Raw genomic sequence first — 3,714 nt, forward strand, 5'->3', positions numbered from 1 at the left:
CGTGGATTTGTCCTCACGCACTGAACAGCAGGCGTCGTCGTTGCAGGAGACGGCCTCCAGCATGGAGGAGCTGACCGCGACCGTGAAGCAAAACGCCGAGAGCGCACAACAGGCGAGCGCACTTTCCGCCAGCGCGTCGGACGTGGCGCAGAAGGGCAACGACGTGGTGAGCCAGGTCGTCGAGACGATGGGGGACATCAGCCAGAACTCGACGAAGATTGCGGACATCACCGGCATCATCGAGGGGATTGCTTTCCAGACCAACATTCTTGCGCTGAACGCCGCAGTCGAGGCTGCCCGTGCGGGTGAGCAGGGACGTGGCTTTGCCGTGGTGGCGAGCGAGGTGCGCAGTCTCGCACAGCGTTCGTCGAGCGCCGCCAAGGAGATCAAGGACTTGATCAACACGTCGGTGCAAAAGGTTCAGGACGGTTCCGTGCTTGCCAGCGAGGCCGGAAAGACCATGGCGGAGGTCACGCAGGCGGTTGCGCGGGTCACCGACATCATGGGCGAAATCGCGGCCGCCTCGGGAGAGCAGAGTCGCGGCATCGAGCAGGTCAATCTGGCGATCACGCAGATGGACGAGGTGACGCAACAGAACGCCGCGTTGGTCGAGGAAGCGGCAGCCGCTTCTCAGTCGCTGGAAGATCAGGGACGTCACTTGACAGAGGCAGTATCGTTCTTCCGGCTTGAGGTCGATGCAGCCCAACGTTCGCCCGAGCGTTTCGCCAGCGCGCCACGTCACGCGGCGATACCCAAGCGACCGGCAGTCGTGACCAGGAAACTCGCCACGTCCACCATTCGCGCTGCGACATCTGCGAGGCTCGCCGGTTCCACGGCAGGAACTCATTCCGATTGGCAAACATTCTGAGTTGGGGCGGGCCACGCCAATGAAGTGTGTCGCGTCACATTGACTTCGGGCAAGACAGCGTTCGGTCCACTCGTTAACCGCAACGCTACGCATGACGCGCTGTGGGTTCTTCGAACACGGTCTTAGTCTCAGCCCGAGCGCCTGACAACCATTTTCCTATTCGAGCAGTCACCATGTCTTCTGGCGAAGTTTTGTTTCCATTATCGGTCGGTGCGACCACGACTTATGATTTCGCGCCGGGGCGGCGGGCGATAATTTTCCTGGTCGACGCCACAGTACCCTTGTACAGCGTCGTATTCGGGAACATGAAGTTCTTCGCGAACCCCTTTCAGGCGAGGCAACAGATCGATGCGTGTAAAAAGTCGGCCGATCTCGAGATGCCCGAGCCAAATTGGAACTGGCGATTCGATGCGGGCTTTGAGCATTCCATCGACGGCAGCAGGAAAAAGGGATGGCTTCTGACGGTTTGATACAGAGCGGTAGCGGGCGCTGTCGAGTGCGCCATGCCGGCGCCGGGGCAGCAGCCGATAGTGAAAGCGAGGGTAGTGGGATGAACGTCTTTTTCGTGACGGCGACAAGACGCGCGGACGACATTTACGTCGTGGTCGACGCCGAAAGCGGCGAGACATACGGGCAGTTATCCTCTTTGGAGATGGTTGCCAGCCTCGTCAGGGGCGTCGTGCAGGACGTGCATGCCCAGGTTATTGCCGACGTGCAGTGAGTTTTCCCACGAAGAAGACTGGCGACCCATTACCCGGTGCGACCCAACGTGGGCGTAGCGACGTCGAGTAACCTCGACGCCCGCTCGTCGAAACCAATCCGGGCGACCAGCCCAACATGCCGCGAGCGTTGCTGCTTTGCACAAAAGTTGACTTTTGATGCCGTACGGACTTACCCGAATGCAAAAAAGTATCGGTGGCCGGTTTCAATTTCGGTGGTGAATTGGACCGGGGAGAGCTAATGTTCACGCATGGCGGCGCGTAATACCTTTCGCGCGAATCGCCCGAAAACAAAAGCTGGTCTGGAGGACGACAATGGACACCATCATGCGTGCGACGGCATGTCAGTGCGGCACATGCGGCTATTGCCGTGTCGCGCGCACCGATGCCCGCCGTGCCATCGTCCAGCCGGACCTCGAACTCGTCGCCGTTCCGCATGACGAGTCATTCAAGGCATGGTCGCATGGCTATCCCTATCGCACGGTGCGCTGGCACTTCCACCCTGAATACGAAATTCAGCTGATTACGGCAACGACGGGCAAATACTTCGTCGGCGATTACATCGGCGACTTCGAGCCCGGCAATCTCGTCATGACCGGCCCCAACCTGCCGCACAACTGGGTCAGCAACGTGCCACCAGGCGAGCGTGTCGAAGAGCGCTGTCTGATCCTCCAGTTCGATGCCGGGTTCATCGCGCGCGCCATCGAGGTGTTCCCGGAACTCAAGCGCGTGGAGTCGTTACTCGAGGCTTCGAGTTGGGGCGTGCTGTTCACACCGAAAACAGGCGCCGCCGCCGAACCGATCCTGCGTGAGATGCTCGTCGCACAAGGCATGCGGCGCATCACGTTGTTCGTTACGTTGCTCGACTTGCTCGTGCAGAGTGCCGAGCCGCTGAAGCTCGCGAGCGCCGCTCATCATGCGGACCCGGCGCGTTACGCGGAAACGCGTATCAACCATGTGCTTTCGTATATCGGCAAGAACCTGTCGCAGGATTTGCGCGAATCGGAGTTGGCCGAGCTCGCGGGACAAAGCGCCAGCGCCTTTTCGCGCTATTTCAGGCGGCATACCGGCGTGCCTTTCGTGCAGTACGTGAACCGGTTGCGCATCAATCTGGCCTGCCAGTTGCTGATGTCCGGCGAACTGAGTATCACCGAAATCTGCTATCAGGTCGGCTTCAACAATCTCTCGAATTTCAATCGCCAGTTCCTGTTGTTAAAGGACATGTCGCCCTCCCGATGGCGGGCGTATCAGCAACTCAACGCAGCCAGCGCGATTGAAACGCCCGACGTCACGAACGCAATCGAAGCGTTCAGCTAGCGGGATTTTCCATCGGCAGGCAACGGAACGCGATGCTCCTATGAAGCATCGCGTAGGGCGAACTCGTGCTTGCGATTCTTCGCCGGACGCCGCCATCAAGAATTCATGAAACCAGCAAGAAGCCCCTGAGGCTCAACCACGGCAACACTGCGCCGGATTTTCTAGAACAACGGAGACATTTCGATGACCAGACTTTCGAACCATCTGATCGGCGCCAGCGCGCTGACCCTGAGCCTGTTGAGCGGCACGCCGGCACTGGCGGCACCCAGCGGCACCGTCGCCTTCCTGATGCCCGACCAGGCCTCGACCCGCTACGAACAGCATGACTTCCCCGGTTTCAAGGCTGAAATGACGAAGCTCTGCCCCGACTGCAAAGTGCTCTACCAGAACGCCAATGCCGACGTCGCGACGCAGCAGCAGCAGTTCAACTCTGTAATCTCGCAGGGCGCGAAGGTGATCGTCCTCGACCCGGTCGATTCGACCGCTGCCGCGTCACTGGTTCATCTGGCTCAAAGCCAGGGTATCAAGGTGATCGCCTATGACCGCCCCGTGCCGTCGACGCCGGCGGACTATTACGTGTCGTTCGACAACGAAGGCATCGGGAAGGCCATCGCGCAATCGCTCGTCCAGCATCTGAAAGAAAAAGGCGTGCCGACCGACAAGGGCGGCGTGCTCCAGGTGAACGGCTCGCCGACCGACGCCGCAGCGGGGCTCATCAAGAACGGTATCCACGCCGGGTTGCAGGGCAGCGGCTACAAGACGCTCGCCGAATACGACACGCCGGATTGGGCGCCGCCGAAAGCGCAGCAG

General features: G+C 60.2%; 5 protein-coding genes. All 5 read left to right on the forward strand.

The window, feature by feature from the left end; translation table 11 throughout:
* Positions 1-868, forward strand: an 868-nt coding sequence (locus AWB67_RS34925) for a methyl-accepting chemotaxis protein (protein ID WP_235025531.1), incomplete at its 5' end; no start/stop codon positions are given.
* 173 nt (positions 869-1,041) lie between these two features.
* Positions 1,042-1,338: a hypothetical protein gene (locus AWB67_RS34930; RefSeq protein WP_087660488.1), complete on the forward strand. Its 297-nt coding sequence runs from the start codon at positions 1,042-1,044 to the stop codon at positions 1,336-1,338.
* Between the two features lie 80 nt (positions 1,339-1,418).
* Positions 1,419-1,589, forward strand: a complete 171-nt coding sequence (locus tag AWB67_RS42545) for a hypothetical protein (protein WP_235025532.1) — start codon at positions 1,419-1,421, stop codon at positions 1,587-1,589.
* Between the two features lie 313 nt (positions 1,590-1,902).
* Complete coding sequence (locus AWB67_RS34935) at positions 1,903-2,904, forward strand: AraC family transcriptional regulator (protein ID WP_235025533.1); 1,002 nt, start codon at positions 1,903-1,905, stop codon at positions 2,902-2,904.
* A 183-nt stretch (positions 2,905-3,087) separates the two neighbouring features.
* Positions 3,088-3,714, forward strand: a 627-nt coding sequence (locus AWB67_RS34940) for a substrate-binding domain-containing protein (protein ID WP_143328460.1), incomplete at its 3' end; no start/stop codon positions are given.

Origin of the sequence: Caballeronia terrestris, from assembly GCF_001544515.1 — a bacterium.
Lineage (GTDB): Bacteria > Pseudomonadota > Gammaproteobacteria > Burkholderiales > Burkholderiaceae > Caballeronia > Caballeronia terrestris.